Source organism: Glutamicibacter protophormiae (assembly GCF_014647495.1).
In the GTDB taxonomy this organism is placed as follows: Bacteria; Actinomycetota; Actinomycetes; order Actinomycetales; family Micrococcaceae; genus Glutamicibacter; species Glutamicibacter protophormiae.
On the sequence record NZ_BMPH01000002.1, the window covers coordinates 249857 to 269400 of the forward strand.

A 19544-nucleotide genomic window follows, 5' to 3' on the forward strand; every position below is an offset into this window, starting at 1 on the left:
AATGTCGCGGCCCTGTTTTCCGGCGGCAACGATTGCTACGGCTTGCGAGGCGAAAAATCCTGGACTCGGGACAACAAATAGCCTGATGCTGCCCATTGATCCTTCCGAAATCCGGGAGGAGAATGATCTACCGCCAAGTTCCGATGCGATCTGTCCAAAGGAGCGCGCATCATGAACCATCAAACAATCTCAAGGGCCGATCTCGGGTCGCTGGGTGCTTCCATTGCAGGAAACCTGGTCACGGAAGCGGACCATGGGTACGACGATGCCCGCTCGCTGTGGAACGCCATGATCGACCGCCGACCCGAGTTGATTATCAGGGCCGGGGAACTCACGGATATCCCGCGCGCGCTCGACTTCGCGCGCAGCCATCGCCTGCCGCTCGCAGTCCGCGGAGGCGGGCACAACGTGGCGGGGTACGGCACCGTCGACCGAGGCATCGTCCTGGACCTGCGTGCTTGCAACAAGATCCTGGTTGAGCCGTCGCTGCGACAGGTGAATACCGGACCGGGAACCCTGCTTGGAGAACTCGACCAAGCCACAAGCGCCCATGGACTGGCCGTTCCCGTCGGGTGATCTCGCGGACAGGAATTGCAGGACTGTGTTTGGTCGCAGGTTTCGGCTGGCTGACACGCGCCTACGGCCTGACCGTCGACAACCTCCTTGCCGCGCAGATGTACACGCCGAGTGGCGAAAAAGTCCGCGCCGATGCCCAGGAAAACCCCGAACTGCTGTGGGGATTGCGCGGCGGTGGCGGCAACTTCGGGATCGTGACCGACTTTACCTTCAACGCGCGTCCGCTTCCGGAGACGGTGCTCGCCGGAAACCTGATCTACCGGGCGCCGCATTGGCCCGGAGCATTGCATGCTCTGCGGGACTGGGCCGAGGACCTGCCGGAGGCGATGACGGTCATTGCAACAGTGCTGGTTCCACCCCAAGAGTGGGAACTAGGCACCGACACGATCCTCGCCGTGGGCTTCGTGTGGGCAGATCAGGATCACCAAGCCGGAACGGCGTGCATGGAGCGCTTCACGGAACTCGCACCGCCGGATGTCCAGGATGTCGCCGCGACCCCGTGGCCGGAATGGCAATCATCCTTGGAGGATGTCTTCCCGAAGGGGGTGCGCGCGTATTGGAAGAACACCGGGTTCGATGCCCTGAATGAGGACACCATCTCCATGCTGGTGCGCAAAGCCGAGGAACTTACGTGGCCGGGGACGGCATTCGATATCCATGTCATGGCAGGCGCCATGGCCAGGACTGCGCAAGACGCTACGGCATTTCCCGACCGCTCGTCGGAATTTTGGATCAATGTTTATGGGTTCTGGAAGGACCGGGCACAGGACGCACACCATGTCGAGTTCATCCGCGGTTTCTATCGGGATATGCGGACGGTGACCCACGGAGGCGAGTACCTCAACTTCTCCAGCATCGATGCCCCGTCCGCTGCTGGATTCGATGCCCTGGCCGTGTATGGACCGGAGAAATACGCGCGGCTAGCCGCACTGAAACGACGCTACGATCCACGCAATGAGCTTCGGCTGAACCACAACATCAACGTCTCGAGTTGAGCAGCGCAGGATGTTCGGCGGACCGGTCACCGGTTCTCCACGCACCACCGGGCGGCTGCCACCTCGGTGAGGCTTTAGCGCCTTGCCGCACCGCCGAAGCAGTGCGGCAAGGCAACGGCCGCCGGGTTCAGTACCTTCTTCGCTCGGCCTGCCATGGGCTGCAGGCAGCCAATCAGCCCAGCAGCTCGGGCAGGTCGCCGGGCTCCTGTCCCAGGACGTTCTCGGCCAGGAATCCGGTGACCACCTGGTACCAGATCTTCGCGTGCTGCGGGGCGAGCACCCAGTGGTTCTCGTCCGGGAAGTACAAGAAGCGGTGGGCGGTGGTGCCGTCCGCCTGCTGCGGCAGACCGGAGGAGGACAGCAGCTCGTACCAGAGGCGCAGTCCTTCGCCGATCGGCACCCGGTAGTCCTTGTCGCCGTGGATGACCAGCATCGGTGTGACGATCTTGTCCACCGAATGGTGCGGCGAATTCGCCTCGATCATCTCCGGGCTCATCTCGCGGGTCCAGTAGAACGAGGCGTCGGTGGTCTTTCCGAAGCCGTCCAGCGCCCAGAGGCTCGCGTGGGTGACGATCGCCTTGAAGCGGTCGGTATGCCCGGCCACCCAGTTGGCCATGTAGCCGCCGAAGGATCCGCCCATCGCGGCGGTGCGGGTTTCGTCGATGTCCTCGCGGGCCTCGGCCGCGTCGGTGATCGCCATCAGGTCCGTGTAGGGCGCCTGGCCCCAATTGCCCCAGCCGCGCTGGATGAAGTCCTGCCCGTAGCCGGTGGACAGGGCTGGATCAGGCAGCAGCACCGCATAGCCCTGCGCCACCAGCAGCCACGGGTTCCAGCGCCAGCTCCACGCATTCCAGGAATTCAGCGGTCCGCCGTGGATCCACAGCAGCAGCGGCGCCCGGTTCTGCGCGCCGGCTCCCTCAGGCAACGCCAGCCAGGCGCGGACGGTTGCCCCGTCGACCTCGGTGCTGATCTCTTCCAAGGTGCCGGGCAGCTGCGGGCGCGGTGCGGGGGAGAGCAGCTCGGTGACCTGGACGTAGTCGCCGGCTTCAAGATCTCCGATGTGTGTCAGGTCCAAGGCCACCGGCTCGGCGGGGTGCTCGTAGCTTGCACGCAGCGCGTAGGCGGCGCGGGAATCCGGGCTGACCAGGACGTTGGTGAAGGCGCCGGTGTCGGTAAGCCGGGTGATGCGGTCGTTTTCCAGACGCAGGTGGAAGACCGGGCCGTGCCCGTCTTCGTCGGCGACCAGCAGCAATGACATGCTGTTGGGCACCCAGACGATCTCGGTGGCCCAGCGGTCCCAGCCCACCGCGATCTGGTAGGACTCGCCGCTGGCCAGGTGCATGACGAACAGCTCGCAGACCGGGGCGGATTCCGGGGTGGAACGGCGCCAGCGCGCGTAGGCGAGCTTCGCCGAGTTCGGGCTGATCCTGCCCATGGCATATTCGTAGGTCTCGTCCGGGGCCAGCAGCATTTCCTGGGCGCCGGTGTGCATGTCGATGCGCATCAGGCCGACGGCTTGGTCTCCGCGGCCCTCGGGAACGATCCACTCGGTGATCAGGAAGTCGCCATTGGGTGCGACGTCGGAGGAAGCCTCCACCAAGTTTGCGCCGATCCCCGGGGTCAGGTCGGTCAGCTCGCTGTGCTCCTGGCCGGTAGGCAGGCTAATGGCATACAGGTGCGGGGTGGCCGGGCCCAGATCGTGGTCCCAATAGCGCACCGGGTAGCCGGTGTGCAGGATGGCGGAGACTTTCTTCTCCTTGCGGGCCGCGCGCAGCTTGGCCTCGTGTTCAAGGTCCGTGGCCCTGCTGAGCGCCGAGGAACGGACCAGCACGGTGTGCGGGGATTTGGCGCAGGTGGCCAGGGATTCGACCCCTGCCGGATGGGTGATGACCGAACGGGCCTCGCCGCCGGCGGCCGGCAGCAACCAGCCTTCGGTCACCGCATCGTCCTTGGTGGAGCGCTTGGCGCTGAATAGCAGGTCGCCGTCGGCGGTGAAGACGGGGCTTGACTCCCCGTGCTCCGAGTAGGTCAGCCGGCGGGCCGGGTTCTTGCCAGTCGGGTCGACCTCCCACAGGGCGTTGGTGTATTTGGTTGCGTCCTCGCTCAAGGTGCTCAGCGTGGTAACCAGTCGGCGCCCGTCGGGGGAGAGCGCCAGGCTGCCGATACGCGGCATGGCGACGTAGGAGTCCAATTCCTGAAATGAATGCTTAGAGTGTTTCACCTCACATATCATGCCACTATCGGTGCCCATTTCACTACAGGATGCCGAGTTCCTGTCGGAAACAGTCAACCGGGATCTGCCGCGGCCTGTGTCCAGGGACAACCGGTGGCCCGGGAAGATTCCCGGGCCACCGGCGGTGGAATAGCGGTGAAGCGGCTAGACCTTGTCGGACTGCGCCTCGGCGTTCAGCCGGGCGGTAGCCAGCTGGCTGATGCGGCCGCGGCACAGGTACCAGCCGCCGACCAGCATCGGAATGATGACGGCCAGCGACGCGATGGTCCAAGTGCCCACCGGGGTGTCGAAGGCCATCATGACCAGCACCGCGGCCAGGAACGCCAAGGTCACCCAGCCGGAGACCGGAGCGAATGGCATGCGGAAGCTCGGCCGCTGCATTTCGCCGGCGCGGACCTTTTTCACCAGCGCCATCTGGCACAGCACGATCATGCCCCACGAGGCGATGATGCCGACGGCCGCGAAGTTCAGCACGATCTCGAACGCCGAGGCCGGAACCACCGCGTTCAGCACCACCCCGAGCACCGCCACCGCGGCGGTGATCACGATGCCGCCGTACGGGACGCCGGAACGGTTCATGCGTCCGGCGAAGCGCGGAGCCGAGCCGTTCAGAGACATCGACCGCATGATGCGGCCGGTGGAATACAGGCCGGCGTTCAGCGAGGACAGCGCCGCGGTGAGCACCACCAGGTTCATCACCACGTCCATGCCCTGCACCCCGATGGAACCGAAGAACGTCACAAAGGGCGATTCCCCGGCCGAGTAGGCGGTGTACGGCAGCAGCAGCGAGAGCAGCACCAGCGAACCGACGTAGAACACGGCGATGCGGATGATCACGGTATTGATCGCCTTGGGCATGACCTTCTCCGGGTTGGCGGTTTCGCCCGCCGCGGTGCCGATCAGCTCAATGGACGCGTAGGAGAAAACCACACCCTGCATCAGCACCAGCACCGGCAGCAGCCCGTTGGGCAGCAGCCCTCCGTTGCCGGAGATGATCGAGAAGCCGACCTCGTGGCCGTCGACCGGGGTGCCGAAGAAAACGAAATAGCAGCCGATGACCAGGAAGGAGACCAGCGCGACCACCTTGATCAGGGCGAACCTGAACTCCATCTCGCCAAAGACCTTGACCGAGATCAGGTTCATGGCCAGTACCAGGGCCAAGGCCGCCTGCGCCCACAGCCACTGCGGGACCGAGCCGATCCATTCCACATACTTGCCGAAGAACGCCATGTACAGCGCGACCGCGGTGATGTCCACGATGGCGGTCATGACCCAGTTCAGCCAGTACAGCCAGCCGGTGGCGAAGGCCGCCTTCTCGCCGTAGAACTCGCGGGCGTAGGACACGAATGATCCGGTGGAGGGCCGGTGCATGACCAGCTCGCCCAGCGCACGCAGGATCAGGAAGGCGAAGAAGCCGCAGACCGCGTAGCTGATGACGATGCCGGGACCGGCCTGGGCCAGTCGCCCTCCGGCGCCCATGAACAGGCCGGTGCCGATGGCGCCGCCAATGGCGATCATCTGCATCTGCCGCGGGGACAAGCCCTTGTGGTAGTCGGCGTCGCCGGCGGTCAGCGCCGCCTCGGGGTGGTTTTCTCCATAGGGTTCCTTTTTAGTCGGAGAGGTTGGCCAAACGCTCTGGGGAGAGCAGCTCGTTCAGTTCTTCGGCGGACAGCAAGCCGCGTTCCAACACCAGCTCGGCGACGCCGCGGCCGGTGTGCAGCGCCTCCATGGCGATGGCGGTGGACGCGGAATAGCCCAGGCGCGGGTTCAGCGCGGTGACCAGGCCGATGGAATTCTCCACCGCGCGGCGCAGCGCGTCCTCGTCCACGGTGATGCCGTCGATGCAGCGGGTGGCCAGGGTCAGGCAGCCGTTGGTCAGGTGCTTGAGCGACAGGCCGATCGAATGCGCGATGACCGGTTCGAAGGCATTCAGCTGCAGCTGGCCGCCCTCGGCCGCCATGGTCACGGTTAGGTCGTGGCCCACCACCTGGTAGGCGATCTGGTTCACGACCTCCGGGATCACCGGGTTGACCTTGCCGGGCATGATTGAGGAGCCGGACTGCACGGCCGGCAGGTGCAGGTCGTTCAGACCCGCGCGCGGGCCGGAGGAGAGCAGGCGCAGGTCGTTGCAGATCTTGGAGATCTTCAGCGCCACGCGCTTGAGCACGCCGGACAGGTGCACGAACGCGCCCACATCGGAAGTGGCCTCAATCAAATCCGGGCTGGTGGTCAGCGGCAGCCCGGTCAGCTCGCGCAGGTGGCGGCAGGCTGAGGCGGCGTAACCGGCCGGGGCGTTCAGCCCGGTGCCGATCGCGGTGGCGCCCAGGTTGATCTCGGTGACCAGCGACAGCGATTCGGCCAGGCGTGCCCGGTCCTCGCCCAGGGTGACGGCCCAGCCGCCGAACTCCTGGCCCACGGTCATCGGCACGGCGTCCTGCAGCTGGGTGCGGCCCATCTTGACCACCGTGCGGAATTCCTCGGCCTTGGCCAGGCAGGAATCCTGCAGCACCTCCATGGCTTCCAACAGCGGCTGGGTGGCGAAGTGGGTGGCGATGTTCACCGCGGTCGGGTACGCGTCGTTGGTGGACTGCGACAGGTTCACGTGGTCGTTCGGATGCAGGTACTGGTACTCGCCCTTGGCATGGCCCATGATTTCCAGCGCCAGGTTGGCGATGACCTCGTTGGCGTTCATGTTGGTGCTGGTGCCGGCACCGCCCTGGATCGGGTCGATGATGAACTGCTCGTGCAGCTCTCCGGCCACGATGCGTTCGCAGGCGGCGTCGATGGCCGCGGCGCGCTCGGCGGAGAGCAGCCCCAGTTCGTAGTTGGCGCGGGCCGCGGCCTGCTTCACGCGCGCCAGTGCGCGGATCAGGTACGGGTTGCCGGAGAGCTGGGTCCCGGTGATATCGAAGTTGTGCTTGGCGCGCAGGGTGTGCACGCCCCAATAGGCCTCGGCTGGGATGTCGAGGTCGCCGATCAGATCATGCTCTACGCGGGTGGCGGCGAGCTGAGACTGGATCATGGGGATATTTCTCCTGTAATGGATGGGGTGTTTCTAAAGTGCGGCCAGGCGGCCGACGGGCTTTCCCCCGCCCAAGGCGGGGCTGGAAAGCAGATTTTCGGGCACGCGAACGTGCGTTGCGAGCAGGGCCGCGGTGATCGGCATGCGGGCGCGGTCCCCGCCATCGGCGATCTTCACGGCCAGCGCGGTGCCGTCGGACAGGGCGACGGTCTGGATGCCCTCGAAGCCGTCCTTGGCGATGGCGCCGGGAATCGAGCGCATCAGCGCCGTGACATCGCGGCCTTCGCCTGCCACCAGCTCCGGGTAGGCGCGCATGGCGGCGGCGACGCGCGCCTCTGCGGTGCCTTCCGGGGCGGAAGCCAGCTTGGCGAAGCCGCGGGCCAGCGCGGGCAGGGACAGCAGGTAGACCGGGGTGCCGCAGCCGTCGGTGCTCACGCCGCCGATCCGCTCGCCGGTCAGCTCCTCGACGGTTTCGCGCAGCAGCTGGAGCAGCGGGTGGCCCTCGCCGAGGTAGCCTGCCAGGTTCCAGCCCTTGAGCTTGCACAGCGCCAGCAGCGCCGCGTGTTTGCCGGAGCAGTTCTGCGCCAGCTGGGTGGAAGCGTGTCCGGCAGCCAGCCAGGCGGCTTGCTCTGCGGTGCCGTAGGGCAGGTCAGTGGAGTTGCCCAAGTCCTGGACGGCCAGCCCGGCCGCTTCGAGGGTGGAGAGGGCGACGTTCTGGTGGCGCTGCGAGCCCGAGTGGCTGGCGGCGGCCAGGGCGATCTGCTCGTCGCTCAGCTCCAGGCCGGCGCGCAGCAGGCCCACGGCGAACAGCGGCTTGAGCGCCGAGCGCGGATAGTACAGTGCCTGGGTGTCGCCGCGGCTTTCAAGCACCGAGCCGTCGGTGCCCAGCACCACGGCCGAGCCGTAGTGGATGGATTCGATGGCGTCCCCGCGGGTGGCAGCTACCAGGGGGACGTGCTGCGGCAGGCCGTGGGCGGCCAGCGCATGCAGGTCCGGCAGTTGGGTTTCGGTGCGGGTCACTTGCTGCTCCTGACGATGGTGGTGATGGCGTGGTGCACGGCGCTGAGGTGTCCGTTCATGGCTTGCGCGGCGGCGTCCGGATCCTGGTCGGCGATGGCCTGGACGATGAGGCGGTGCTCCTCGTTGGACGGGCCGGTACGGCCGGCGACCAGGTTGACGGTCTCGGACTGGCGCGACATGGCTTCGCGGATGTCGCTGACGATTTTGGTGAACACCGAGTTGTCGCTGGCCAGGGCGATGGCGGCGTGGAACGCCGCGTCCAGCTCGACCCAGGCTGTCGGATCGTCTTCGTGCTCCATCTGGTCCAGCAGCTTGCGCAGCCGTTCGAGATCTTCAGCGGTGCGTCGGGTGGCGGCCAGCGATGCGGCAGGGATCTCAATATGCGGGCGGGCCTCATGCAGGTCATCCGAGGAAAAGGTGCCCAGCTTCAGGTCGCGGGTGGGGCGGTGGGAGATGACGAAGGTGCCGCGCCCGGTTTCGGTGCGGGTCAGTCCCAGCGTGGCGCAGGAACGCAGCGCTTCGCGGATGACCGAGCGGCTGACGCCGTAGTCCGACGCGAGGTTCGCCTCCGAGCCCAGCTTGGCGCCGAGGGGAATTTCCTTTGCCTCGATGGCAGAGCGCAGGGAGAGGAATACGGCTTCCGCGGCGGAGCGGCGTTCGATGGGTTGCTGTCCGGGTGTCCAGCTGTCTGACAGGTTCACGAGTACGAGTCTTGCAGTGTGCAGGTCTTGAGTCAAGGAATGTCGCGCTTTATGTGCAGCTGAACCTCTTATGCGTCGCTGCTGAGCACCCAGGGGAGGATGTTGCGCTTGGGGAAGGCAGCATCGCCGGAGCGGAACGGTACTTGAGGGACACCGCTCCGCGGCTCCCGTCAATTTGGGACGCATGGGAATGTCCAGCTTGGTATGTTCGATCGATTTTTGGGCTTCCACAGGGGTGTTCTGGTCGGCAGTATCGAATCCGTCCCCGACCTGTAATTTGTCGCATAAGTGTAGATTACTGTCCTGCTATTCCGCCGTGGCCAGTACTGCTATGGCGTGAACATGTGTTGTCTAGGTTTCGCGGGCGATGTCGCAGTTACCTGCGGAGACAAAGACGCAAGCCAGCAATGCGGAAAATGCATAAGCCAAGTGGTTCGCGCCGGCTGCGGAGCAACCGCGAGTACGAACTACGAACTTTGGTTGATGGTTAAGGATAAAGCAAGCGAAGAACGCGATTGGGGCCGCGCCTGAAGACTTCCTGAGCGCTCCTTGTGCCGCCTGTTGCGGGGGCGCAGTGTTGGCATAGTCGACCAAACAGAAAGGAAAAGCCGATGGCTGATTTGTCCAATAAAAAAGTGCTCGTGCTGGCTTCCAATCGCGGGGTTGAGCAAGACGAGCTGGTAAGCCCTGTCGAGTCGCTCCGGTCTGCGGGAGCAAAGGTCGAGATCGCTGCTCCTCAGCAGGACAAGATTCAGACCCTTGTAGGGGATTGGGATTCGGGCAAGATTCTCGAAGCAGACCTCGCCTTCGAGACCGTGGACGACGAAAAATTCGATCTGTTGCTGGTCCCCGGGGGAACACTCAATGCGGATAATCTGCGTGTTGACGATGAAGCACAGCGCATTATCAAGTCCTTCGCTGCAACCGGACGACCGGTGGCTTCGATTTGCCATGGTCCGTGGTTGCTTGTGGAAACTGGGCTTGTGCGGGGCAAGACCCTGACCTCCTACCAGTCAATCAAGACGGATGTGGTGAACGCTGGCGGCCAGTGGGTAGACGAGGAGGTTTTCCGTTGCCCTGCAGGAAAATTTGTGCTGATCACTTCGCGCAACCCGGGGGATTTGGATGCCTTCAATGCCGCTATCATCGAGGAACTTGGCGCGTAAGCACTAGCTGACCAAAACAGCTAACTGCATGCAGGCCGTAAAAATCCCCCAAGGAGCTTTCCAATGACGAACATCAATTCCGACAAGCTAGACAAAAAAACAGCGAAAAACGCCGCCGGTGATGAAGCAAGCCAAGAACAGGCCGCATCCTCCAACCCTGACCCGCTAGATCAGAAAATCACTGGCTTGGAACCAGGCGGCGGAGTGCCGCCAGGGGAGACACCGCCAGCAGAAGGATCGATGAGCCGGGACCAGGGGCACGAAGAGTAGGCGCTACAGGGATCGTGGCGTACCGGGCGGACCGTGACGTTCCGGCAACACCCGATATCGTACGGTCCGGTCATCAAGGACGACTGTGATCCCGCTAGCAGGGCGGCGCGTCCCGCGGAAAACGGTCAAGCCTCTCGCGCAGGCATTAGACATCCACGCATTTGTGGATGCGTACTGCACCTCGGGCAAGCCATTTCTTGCCCGAGGTGCAGTCTGTCGAGCGTGCCGCATTCGAACCCTCCAAGCTCGCTGCGACTCCGCGGAGCGCCGCTTCAGAGGCTTTCGATGGCCTCCTTCGACTTGGCGATGGCAAACCCCCAAGCGTCTGACGCAGTCGTCTTCGGCGGCAAGGAGATCTCCTGTGGATTGGTACGGATATCAAGCAGATACGCTCCATCACTGGCGAGCGCTGCGTCAATGGCAGCAGCGAGGTCCTCGGGCTTAGTGACCAGCTGGGAATTGATGCCCATGGCACGCGCTACCTGGGAGAGATCGGGATTGTCCAGTTCCGTCCCGAATTCTTCAAGACCGCCTTGTTCCTGTTCCAGCTTGACCATGCCCAGACGCCCGTTGTTATAGACGATGAACTTCACCGGGAGTTTGTACGTCACGGCTGTCCGCAAATCCCCGAGCAGCATCATAAGTCCGCCGTCGCCGCAGTTGGCGATGACCTGTCGTGAGCGATCCAATGCCTGAGCTCCAAGGGCCTGAGGCATGGCATTGGCCATGGAACCCAAATTGAAGGATCCGAGCAGGCGACGTTCACCCCGCATCTCTATGAACCGCGACAGCCATACGGTGGACATGCCCGTGTCTACGGTGAAGATCGCATCTCGAGCTGCTTTCTGGTCAAGTTCCGCCGCGACTGCTTCCGGACGGATGAATACTTCCGGGTTGTTCACAAGGCTTCGGACTTTTCCCACCAGGCCGCGGTCATGATCCGGGTCGCTGACCTTGCTTTGGCGTTCCTGCCAGCGTTCGTATTGCTTGCGGATCGATGCCAGGTGCTTGTCCGTGCGGCCGGTACGTAGTTTCGGCAACAACTGTTCCAATGACGGCCCAGCATGCCCGACCATCGCGTGCGAAACCTGGGTGCGGCGGCCGATGTGCTCGGCGCGCGTATCCAACTGGATGACCGTCTTTCCGTTGGGGTACCAGTCCCTATAAGGGAAATCGGTACCGATCATGAAGACTACCTCTGCTTCATCCAATGCAGCGGCCGCTGCGGGGTTGCCGATCAGACCAGTCTGACCGACCTGGTACAGGTTGTCGGCTTCCAAGCTTTCCTTGGCCTTGAGCGTCAGCACCATGGGAGCTTGCAAGCGTTCGGCGAGTTCGAGGATCTCGGGTCGTGCCTCGCGGGCACCCATCCCGACCAGCAAGGTGACCTTCTGTGCATCATCCAATACCCTGGCGGCGGCATCGATCTGGCTCAGTGGCGCCGCAGCTGGCGCGGCCGGTGGAACAAACCCAGCCGGGCGGATGTTCTTTTCCAGCTTCATGCCGCCTACGTTCCCCGGCACAGTGAGCACCGCGACGCCGCGTCGCGAGATCGCCGCATTCACCGCTTGCTCCAGCAGCTGGGGCATCTGGTCGGCCGAGGTGACGGTGTGCGCGAAGACCGCGACGTCGCTGAATAGAAGATCATTGTCGACCTCCTGGAAGAAGCTGCTGCCAATTTCCGAGGTGGGCACCTGGCCGCAGATGGCCAGGACCGGAGCATGGGACTTTTTGGCATCATAGAGCCCGTTGAGCAGGTGGATGGATCCGGGTCCGACAGTTCCCATGCACAGGCCCAGGCCTCCGGTGAGTTGCGCCTGGGCGCCGGCGGCGAAAGCGGCCACCTCTTCATGGCGGACGCCGATCCATTCCATCCGTGGTTCCGCGCGGATGGCTTCGGTGAGCGGATTCAGTGCATCTCCCACTACGCCCCACGCATGGGTGACTCCGTAGTCTGCGAGCGACTCGATGATGACCTTGCTGACGGTATTCATGGCTTTTCCTTCCGTTGCGGTGAGCGACGATGGATGGAGTGGCGGGCTTGCCGGGGACAGGTTTTTGGAAAACCAGGTTCACCGGGCCGCTTGTGACCCTCATCGTGGCACAAGATTCCACTGGTTGCAGGCGCATCCAGCGTTCCCACATGCTGCGCCCTGTTCGCCCCGCACTGCCTAGCCGCGGTGAGGTCGCTGCCAGTCTGCGGGGACGGAACACGGGCTTCAGACGCACGAAAGCCTGCCGCCACGAGGGCGACAGGCTTTCGGGGAAATCAGGAGACTACGGAATGGTGATGACTTGGCCCGCGTAGGACAGGCCGCCGCCGAAGGCGAACAACAGTGCCTTGGAGCCCGACGGCAGCGGATCATCGGAGGCCATCAGCTTGGACAATGCCAGCGGCATCGACGCGGCGGAGGTGTTGCCGGAGTGGACGATATCGGTGGCAATGCGGGCGTTCGGCGCGCCGATCTTCTCCGCCAGCGGCTCGATGATGCGCAGGTTTGCCTGGTGCAGGATGATGCCATCAATTTCCTCTGGCTTCAGCCCGGCGCGCTCGATGATCTTCGAGGCGATCTTCGGCAGCTGGGTGACGGTCCAGCGGTAGACGCTCTGGCCGCTCTGGGCGAACTTCGAGTTGTTCTCGGCTTCGATGCGCACGGCATCGGACAGCGACGGCACCGAACCCCAGACCACAGGGGAGATTTCCGCGGTCTCGGAGTCCGTCACCACGAAGGCGCCGGCGCCGTCGGCGGTCAGCACGCAGGTAGTGCGGTCGGTGAAATCGGTGAAGTCGGTCAGCATTTCGGAACCGATGACCAGCGCCTTGGTAGCGCTGCCCGAGGCGATGGCACCCTGGACCAGTGCCAGCGAGTGGGCGAAGCCGGAGCAAGCGGTATTCACGTCGATGGTTGCCGGACCCTGGTCCATGCCCAGTGCGTTGGCCACGCGGGCGGCCATGTTCGGCGAACGGTCGGTGGCGGTGCACGTGGCTACGACGACCATGTCGATGTCGCCGGCGTCGATGCCTTCGGCGTTGTCAAGCGCCATCTTGGCCGCCTTGATGGCCATGGAATCTACGGTTTCGACCCCGGTGCCCCAACGGCGTTCTTCAATGCCAACGCGGCGCACAATCCATTCGTCGCTGGTCTCCACGAGCTTTTCCAGCTCGGTGTTTGGCACGATGCGCTCTGGCTGGAAGTGGCCAAAAGCGACGACTTTACTGCCGGTCATGGATGTTGCTCCTTGGTGGATTAAATACTGCCTCTATTAAGGTTAGTCGCTTTGCCCGCTACTTGCCGTTCACATACACCAGATGGCATATATTTCGCGGGAATCGCCGGAAAATCGGCCGTTCCCGTTCGCTATGCGAAACTCCAAGCATTCCCGGCGACTTCATACATGGTCGGCATGCTGTTCACCCGGATGTCAGTCGAGGCCGGTCCAATGGAGGGAAAGCAGTACGGAGGGAGGGGAGAAAATGGACCAACTGACAATTGTGCATCTGAGCGACACCCATCTCACGGGGGACACCCGGTTGCTGTACGGGAAAATCGACCCGTGGCGCCGACTGGCCCGCGCGCTGAGCGCAGCGGAGCAGTTGAAACCGGACGCGCTGGTGCTGACCGGGGACGTGGCAGACCGCGGGGCCGCGATCCACGCGGATGCGGCCGCCATTCTCGCGGAGGCGCAGTACCTGCTGGGCTGCCCGATTATCACGATTCCCGGGAACCACGATCCTGCCGGATCGATCGGTCCGGTTTTCAATACAACGAGGCTTTCCACAGGACCGCATCCGGCCAACACCGTGCACGATATCGATGGTCTGCGCATCATCGGGTTGGACAGCGGGGGATTCCAACTGGCCCGGGGTCGGATCGACACCGCCCAGCGGGCGTGGCTGGATCGGCTGTTATCAGTCTCTGCGCCCAAGGGAACGCTTCTGCTGCTCCATCATCCTCCGCTCGAATCTTTTTCGCTCGCGCTTTCTGGACGCGGACTGGAGAACCCGGAAGAACTGGCATCGCTGGTCGCCGGCAGCGACGTGAGGGCTATCCTGTGCGGGCACTATCACCAGACGGGAACGAGCCAACTGCTGAACACCCCCGTGTTCATGACACCGGCAACGTCCTACAACATGAGCCCGTTCGCCCCGACCGAGGTGGTCAAGGAAGACTGCGCCTGGTTCTCGGTGCTGCGTATCAGCACGGAACAAGTGGTGTCGGTCCCGGTGTCCACCGGCCGAATGCTTCCGCAACAGGAGCGGACTGAAAACTATCTCTCGCTGCGCCGCGGCTGAGCAACGAATATGAGACCACGCCCGGTGGGGCGTCTACGAAGGACGAGAATGACTGCAGCAAAAATTATCTTGATCCGCCATGGCCAGACCGAATGGAACCGGGCGGAGCGGCTGCATGGGCGCAGTGATCTGCCGTTGAACGCCACAGGGATCGCCCAAGCCCATCGCCTGGCCGCCGAGCTGTCTGCGGACGGACCGTGGGATGCCGTCTACTCATCGCCGCTGTTCAGGGCATGCCAGAGTGCGCAGATCCTGGCCGATGCGCTGGGAATTGCCAAGGTCCGGGAGAACCCGGAATTGATGGAACGTGACTTCGGGGAGTCCGAGGGCCGCTTGGTGAAAGGCCTGGACCAGGAACAGCGACGTCTGCTCATGGATCTGGGTGAAACCGAGGAACATCTGGTGCAGCGCGGCGTGAACGCGTTGTTCAAGATTTCTGCTCAGCATCCGCGGCAGAAGGTGCTGGTGGTCAGCCACGCCGCCTTGATCAGTTCGGTGCTGACTGCATTGAGCGGAGAAGAGCAATCGCAACTGGCCAACGCGCAGATGATCGCGTTGGAGCCGGCGCTGCTGAGCAATTTCGTGGCGCGCGAGCCGCTGTGGCATTAACCAAGCAGCGCCCCTATCGCCGATGAAGGAATAGGGGCGCTGCTTTCGAGCTAGTCACTGGCTAGTGAGCTTGTCTCACCACCAGGACGAGTCGGTGACCTGGACGGTGGGCTTGTCGCCCTCCCACGTGATTGAGCCGGACAGGTACTGCGACGTTTCTTGAGTGTCGGAGTCGCTGCCGGTGTGCTTGTACTTGAAGGTAGCTTTTGAGCTTTTGAATGAAGTCAGACCGTCAAGTTCGACGCTGTCAGCGTGCGACTTCACCGAGAACGATGCCAGATCCGTGCTCTGGAGCTCGGTGGGGCATGCTTCATTCAGGTTGGTTGATACCTTGACGCAGGCTGACGAGAAGTTTTGAACTTCCTTGAGCACCAAGTCATTGAGTGCCTGAGTGGTTGCAGTCTCGATCGAAGCGCTGGGCATTTCATCGCTGGTGCCGTTGACCCTGAGCTCCTGAACCTCGCTGGAGAGGTAGTCAGTTTTCGGAGCGCTCACCTGGTAGATGCCGGGGTATGCATAGAAACTTCCCGAGAACGAGCTTGGCTCGCCAAAGTAGGAGACTTCCGGCGACAGTTCCACCGATGTCTTGCCCACCATGAGCGTTGGTGACGTGTCGGAAGTCAGTTTTACCGGGACAATCAGCGGATCGTTGAACACCCAGGTATCCAGCAGGCCGTATTCCTTTTCTCCTCGGTCGACGGAGAAAGTGTGGTTGTGGCGCTCACCATTGATCGAGTACGAAGCGCTGACGATGGCGAAGTTGTCATCCTTTGACTGCAGCTGCACATTTTCTACAACCAGCCGCTGGCTGTCGTTGGCGAGTGCCTCGTCTGTGAGCAGTGCACGAGCATTGTTGTCGACACCCGGATTGACGAACTTGCTGGCTTCGGTCACCTGACCTTCTTCCAGGAGCGTCAAGTATTTTTTGACCTCCGCTTCAGGTTTTCGCTGCGAGTTGAGATAGGCCACTGCTCCGAAGCCCAAACCGACGATTACCGCAGCGCCAAGCAAGCTGAAGCCAAGCGCCTTAGCGCGCTTTTTTGAAGCCGCTGAGGCCGGGGCAAGCAAGGGTGCTGGCTCAGCCGGCGGCGTTGCAGCCGGGGCAACGGTGGTCGGTTCGCCCGATGATGCCGATGGGGCTGCCGGTGCCTGCATAACAATCGTGTCATCGGTCGAAGGAGCAGCGGGTTGTGTCGTCTCTGGCTGTGGATCCGCAGTGGCGTCCGTCCCGGAAATCCACCGCGTAGTAGCTTGCCTGCCACCGATGACGCTCAACAGCCCGGGAGCGAAACGATAGACCTGGAGCGGAAGTACTTCGGCAAGCACCGAAATCAGGGCCGCACCAAGAGCAAGGAAAATAACCGAATACCACGTGATGCCGAAGGACAAGCTTCCGCGCATTGCCCTGATGGACTCAACGGTGACTTCACCCTTGACGGAGTAGTTGCTCAACCAGGAAAGAACCATCCACAAAGCAAGCGAAATCAGGGGCAACTGCCAGACTCGTGAGCTATTGAAACTGGCCGCTGTTCGGGCGCGGCGCACTCCAAGGAACAGTGCCGAGAAGATGATCATGACTGCGGTGGCCGCAAAGATCCAAGCAGCGCGGCCATCGTTCATTTCAGTAATCCGCACAACTGAGTTCGGTACGAAATCGTCGAGATCTCCGGTGGCGAATGACGCCGCACCGCTCACGTTGGGTGCGAGCGAGCCGAAGAATCCCAGGGCTCCGAGGTAGAGGCCCAAGGTACCGAGCATGGGCTGGAGGATGAGGGCAACGCTGGCCGGGATGTCTTCGTCCATGCCGATGATTCCCAAAAGAAGTCCGATGGCGGCGAAGAGCACGACTACGAGCACAAGGACCGTGATGCTTTCACGCAGTCCGATTGCCCACGGAGATGATCCATTCATGCGCCTCGGAGTGAGAGCGAAGAACTGGGTGCAGAAGACGAGCAACAGAATCGTGAAGAAGACCCCGGAAGCACGAGGAGCAATAGTCAGCGACATGGAGTCGCCGGAAAGTACGTCAATCTTGCCGAATAGGGTGATCAGCAAGAAGACCAGCGCAAGGGCCAACGCGTTCAGGCCGGAGATGAGTGCTGCTCGCTTCCAAGTTTTCTCCCGCTTGCCATGTGAAAGCCTGCGGACGATGAAGTAGTTTACCGCCGCGATCGCAAGCATCGTCGTGATGGAAACTATCGAGAGGGACATGCTGATTTCGCCGTACTCACCGCCGTCCATGCCGGAACCGGCCACATGAAGCCCACAGCCCAGAGCAACGCCAACGAGCAAAATAAATGATTCGAAGGAGTGGAGCTGGGACGAGAAATCGAAGTATCCAAGCGATGATGAAGTGCTCTCGGAAAGTGCATTTAGGGGAAGCAAGTAGCAAAGGGCCATGATGACGCCGATGACTGCGATAGCAGCTCCCTGAAAGCCCAATACTTTGAGACTGGCTGGGTTTTTCATGTCCTTGACCGAGTCGATGATCTTATTGATCTGCTGGTTCGAACTGGCGCCAGAAGGCGCCGGTAAGGGCGGAACCTCAGGGCGTGGGGGATTAGGGGTATCCAACGATATTCCTTAGTGCGTTTTGAGATGATCGTGTCGGAAACACAACGGGAAGACGAATTCAACGATTCAAATCGATGAACGATTTCCTAGCGAATAATTTCCGTCTGTCCAAATCGTGTCCTTTGTCAGAGTATCAGCAATGAACTATGACATTCGACAGTCTTGACATGGGGAAAATTAGTCAGGATTTCGACATGTTATCGATTATTTTAATCCGCTGAACTTTCGTTGGGGCATATGGTGAATAGTTCTGCATGGAACAGGTAAATACCCTCGAATCGATGAAATGCAGATCAAGATGCGTAAATGAGCGGCTAAGGCAGAATTCAGGGTCGGCTGACCTGTACCCATTACCGTGCGGGCTGGCTTTGTTCCAAGAGTTCCACCAAGCGTTCGGTGTCCGCATCGGTCCACTGGCCAGAGGGCAGGATCTGCGCCCATGCCCGGACAGGAACCTGCCCGAATTCGTGTCCCTGGCCATCGGGAATTCCGGAGGCCACCTGGTCCAGCAATAGCTGGAGACCGGTCACCACGGGAATCCATGCCATTGCCGAAGGAATATTTCCTGGCCGCTGGCCAGCGCGCAGCCAGTCCGGCTTGGAAAGGAAGACTTCGGCGTCGCCCCAGCTGATGGGGTCGTTGGAATGCTGGAGATAGCCGATTCTGCTGTCGGCCCAGGTTCCAGACCCGGGCCAGTGAATCCCGTCGGCGGAGAACCTGACAATGTTTCCGTCTTCGTAGACCGGGAGGACAGCGGGGCTGCCTGGATCGCGTTCAGCGGTGAATCGCTGCCAGAGCCGGTTGCCGGCGGCCGGGCCGACAAAGAGCGCGCCATCAGTGCGCGTCGCGAAATCCTGGGCGCCGCTGAAAGCGGCCTCCGCACCGAAAGACCCCAGTGATTCCCCGCTGACCACCAGTTTTGGTCGTTCCTTGGGAGGCAGCTGCACCCAGTGCCGATACACGGCGTCAAACAGCAGGCGTCCGGCGTCTTGTGCGCGGGAGGAATCCACGAGGAACGACATCCAGCTGGGAAGGTAGGAATACTGCATGCTGACCGTCGCCGTATCGCCGCCCCACATGTATTCCAGCGCCTGGATCTGGTTCTCATTCACCCAGCCGCGCCCCGTGCCGGTAGCCACATTGAGCACCGATCGGTTGAATGCTCCGGTACGCTGCAGCTCCTCAATCGCCAGTTCAGCCTGGGTTGCGAGCTCCGTGTTGCCGTCTCTCCCGGCCCCGGCGTAGACGCGGATGGGCTGCTTGGCATCCCGTCCGGAGAACTCCGCTACCGACGTGCTGCTGGGAGTGTTGGAAATGAACAGGCGCCCCTGGCGGCCCAAATCAGCCCAGCTGGCCGAAGAGCCGGGCCCTGCGGACAGTTCGGGATGCTGCGGCGGTTGCAGGTCCGAGAGGAATTCATCATTGATCGACAGGAACAGGTTGTCCAATGATCCGGCGACGCGCTGCACCACTGCCCGATTGCCGATCATCGCCAACCCCAGCACCATAGCCGCCACGACGATGACGGCCGCAACGCGCCGGGGCAAAACCTTGTCCACGATTTCAATGAGCGCGAGCGAAATCCTGCGAATGAATCGGCAGATGACCAGCAGCAGGGCCAGGAGAGCCGTGCCCACCAGGACGACGTAGACCAGCGACCAGGCGGATTGGCGAGGCATCGCCAACATCTCTCGCTGGTCGTTTTGCCAGAGATGGTAGAACAACAGACCCGCGACCAGCAGCACCATGCCGAGCGCTGCGGCTACTTTTCCGGAGGTCCGCTGGGAAGGAATCGCCTTCGGTACTTCGGGCGGCTGCTCCTGCGCGGCTGCATCCCGCTCCTGCGCTGAGGCTCTGCGTTCCTGCGAAGCGCTCTTCGAAGAGACAAAGAGCCACCGGAGCAGCGATCCCGCCGCATATCCCAGCAGCGCGGCCAGCGCGCAGAGCACTCCCTGGAATACCGCGGTGCGCGGAAGCATGGACGGCGTCAGCGAGAGCAGCGCCAGCGCCAGCGCGCCCAGCGCCGGGACACAGTACATGCGCCAAGGTTTGAGAACCGGCAGCCGCCCAGCCATAGTGCCTCC

The 19544-nt window shown here is 62.5% G+C and carries 15 protein-coding genes; 6 read left to right on the forward strand and 9 right to left on the reverse strand.

Translation table 11 applies throughout. From position 1 onward, the window contains the following. Positions 1–171 precede the first annotated feature (171 nt). On the forward strand, positions 172–576 hold the full coding sequence (locus IEY43_RS03540) for an FAD-binding oxidoreductase (protein ID WP_188947228.1): 405 nt from the start codon (positions 172–174) through the stop codon (positions 574–576). A gap of 29 nt (positions 577–605) precedes the next feature. Next, complete coding sequence (locus IEY43_RS03545) at positions 606–1571, forward strand: FAD-binding oxidoreductase (RefSeq protein WP_188947229.1); 966 nt, start codon at positions 606–608, stop codon at positions 1569–1571. Between the two features lie 172 nt (positions 1572–1743). Here IEY43_RS03545 and IEY43_RS03550 read toward each other — a convergent pair whose 3' ends face one another. The 5 genes from IEY43_RS03550 to IEY43_RS03570 all read right to left on the reverse strand — a co-directional run bounded on the left by IEY43_RS03550 (position 1744) and on the right by IEY43_RS03570 (position 8547). Next, on the reverse strand, positions 1744–3792 hold the full coding sequence (locus IEY43_RS03550; protein WP_308425035.1) for a S9 family peptidase: 2049 nt from the start codon (positions 3790–3792) through the stop codon (positions 1744–1746). 156 nt (positions 3793–3948) lie between these two features. Beyond that, the gene (locus tag IEY43_RS03555; protein WP_229777271.1) at positions 3949–5376 is read right to left on the reverse strand and encodes an amino acid permease; all 1428 of its coding nucleotides are present in this window, start codon (positions 5374–5376) and stop codon (positions 3949–3951) included. Between the two features lie 37 nt (positions 5377–5413). Then, positions 5414–6826: an aspartate ammonia-lyase gene (locus tag IEY43_RS03560; RefSeq protein WP_188947230.1), complete on the reverse strand. Its 1413-nt coding sequence runs from the start codon at positions 6824–6826 to the stop codon at positions 5414–5416. Between the two features lie 33 nt (positions 6827–6859). Then, positions 6860–7846 carry an asparaginase gene (locus tag IEY43_RS03565; protein ID WP_229777255.1) on the reverse strand — a complete coding sequence of 329 codons (987 nt, stop codon included), beginning with the start codon at positions 7844–7846 and terminating at the stop codon, positions 6860–6862. After that, positions 7843–8547 carry a FadR/GntR family transcriptional regulator gene (locus IEY43_RS03570; protein ID WP_209550339.1) on the reverse strand — a complete coding sequence of 235 codons (705 nt, stop codon included), beginning with the start codon at positions 8545–8547 and terminating at the stop codon, positions 7843–7845. The genes IEY43_RS03565 and IEY43_RS03570 overlap by 4 nt, the downstream gene beginning before the upstream one ends. 611 nt (positions 8548–9158) lie before the next feature. On the opposite strand from IEY43_RS03570, the gene IEY43_RS03575 reads away from it, so the two are divergent. Then, entirely contained in the window at positions 9159–9713 is a 555-nt protein-coding gene (locus IEY43_RS03575) for a type 1 glutamine amidotransferase domain-containing protein (protein ID WP_188947232.1), read from the forward strand. A gap of 63 nt (positions 9714–9776) precedes the next feature. Further along, a complete protein-coding gene (locus tag IEY43_RS03580) occupies positions 9777–9983 on the forward strand; it encodes a DUF6480 family protein (RefSeq protein WP_188947388.1) in 207 nt (68 codons plus the stop codon). Positions 9984–10255: 272 nt separating this feature from the next. Here IEY43_RS03580 and IEY43_RS03585 read toward each other — a convergent pair whose 3' ends face one another. Beyond that, positions 10256–11977, reverse strand: coding sequence for a thiamine pyrophosphate-dependent enzyme (locus tag IEY43_RS03585; protein ID WP_188947233.1), 1722 nt, complete (start codon positions 11975–11977; stop codon positions 10256–10258). A gap of 283 nt (positions 11978–12260) precedes the next feature. Further along, positions 12261–13211 (reverse strand): beta-ketoacyl-ACP synthase III, encoded by a 951-nt coding sequence (locus IEY43_RS03590; RefSeq protein WP_188947234.1) that lies wholly within the window; start codon positions 13209–13211, stop codon positions 12261–12263. Positions 13212–13458: 247 nt separating this feature from the next. Between IEY43_RS03590 and IEY43_RS03595 the strand changes: the two genes are divergently transcribed. Together IEY43_RS03595 and IEY43_RS03600 are read left to right on the forward strand one after the other, a co-directional pair. Further along, positions 13459–14277 (forward strand): metallophosphoesterase family protein, encoded by an 819-nt coding sequence (locus tag IEY43_RS03595; protein ID WP_188947235.1) that lies wholly within the window; start codon positions 13459–13461, stop codon positions 14275–14277. A 48-nt stretch (positions 14278–14325) separates the two neighbouring features. Next, a complete protein-coding gene (locus tag IEY43_RS03600) occupies positions 14326–14886 on the forward strand; it encodes a histidine phosphatase family protein (protein ID WP_188947236.1) in 561 nt (186 codons plus the stop codon). A 75-nt stretch (positions 14887–14961) separates the two neighbouring features. On the opposite strand, the gene IEY43_RS03605 is transcribed toward IEY43_RS03600, so the two are convergent. Both IEY43_RS03605 and IEY43_RS03610 read right to left on the reverse strand, forming a co-directional pair. Continuing rightward, positions 14962–17460 carry a hypothetical protein gene (locus tag IEY43_RS03605; protein WP_188947237.1) on the reverse strand — a complete coding sequence of 833 codons (2499 nt, stop codon included), beginning with the start codon at positions 17458–17460 and terminating at the stop codon, positions 14962–14964. 350 nt (positions 17461–17810) lie between these two features. After that, positions 17811–19499, reverse strand: coding sequence for an alpha/beta-hydrolase family protein (locus IEY43_RS03610; RefSeq protein ID WP_188947238.1), 1689 nt, complete (start codon positions 19497–19499; stop codon positions 17811–17813). Positions 19500–19544: the final 45 nt, after the last annotated feature.